Annotated in this window: 2 pseudogenes; both read left to right on the top strand. The window is 59.6% G+C overall.

From position 1 onward, the window contains the following. Positions 1-812, top strand: a pseudogene (locus tag VSX56_RS20660) (DDE-type integrase/transposase/recombinase); the annotation flags it as partial. Positions 813-907: 95 nt separating this feature from the next. Then, positions 908-1,066 (top strand): annotated as a pseudogene (locus tag VSX56_RS20655) (IS256 family transposase); the annotation flags it as partial.

Raw genomic sequence — 1,066 nt, 5'->3', positions numbered from 1 at the left:
CGAGAAAGAGAATACGCGGCTTAGACGTGCCGTGTCGGACCTGACGCTCGACAAGCTGATCCTGACGGAGGCGGCAAAGATGAGGGGCGTATAGCAAACCCTCCGATGGAGGGTTTGTAGCCCCGAACGCGCAGCCTTATTAAGCCCTTCGCGTCGTCGTCAGTGCATCGACCATGTCCGCACGGCGCTCGCCATCTCCGAACGCCGTGCCTGTCGGGCTTTGGGACAGCACAGATCGACCCAACGCAAGATCCCGCTCGGTCGTCAGGACGAAGCTCTCTGACCGCCGAAATCACCGAGCTGGCACGGCAATATGGGCGATATCATGACAATACGCACTGGTTCAGGCGGGCGGGTCACGCCAACCACAAGCGGGTCGAGCGCATTTGGCGACATGAAGGGCTTGAAGTCCCGCAAAAGCAGAAGAAACGGGAGCGGCTCTGGCTGGCGGATGGCTCCTGCGTCCGACTGCGGGCCGAGCGGGCGAACCACGTCTGGTCCTATGATTTCGTGCAGGACCGGACGGCAGACGGGCGGTCTTACCGCATGCTCAATATCGTCGATGAATTCACCTAGGGGCGGTGCTGGTGATACGTGCAAAACGCAAGCTGAACTCGGTCGACGTCATCGATGCGCTGACTGATCTCTTCATCCACCGTGGGCCGTCCGAGTTCATTCGGTCCGATGACGGCCCCGAATTCATCGCGACCAAGTTGCGCAACTGGATCGCGACGGTGGGGGCCAAAACGGCCTATATCGAGCCGGGATCGCCCTGGGAGAATGGGTATGTGGAGAGCTTTAACGCCAGGCTTGATCGTGTCCCACGGGGTGGTGTAGCTCAGGTGGCCATCGGGTTTCTTAGTAAGGTCGGGTTGCTAGACTCAATCTGATCCAAGGATGACACCCGATGACCAAACCTATGATGGACCTTCGCGCGCTTGTCGAACAGAGCGGCGATGCAGATTTACTGCGTGAGATGATTGGCTTTGCCGCCGAGCGACTAATGGAGCTCGAGGTTGGCGCCAAGACCGGCGCGGACTATGGCGAGAAGAGTGCCGAACGACTG

It is taken from the genome of Thioclava kandeliae (genome assembly GCF_040297545.1).
Lineage (GTDB): Bacteria > Pseudomonadota > Alphaproteobacteria > Rhodobacterales > Rhodobacteraceae > Thioclava > Thioclava kandeliae.
Note: the sequence above shows the minus strand (reverse complement) of the source record. Positions and strands in the feature narration are given on the sequence as shown.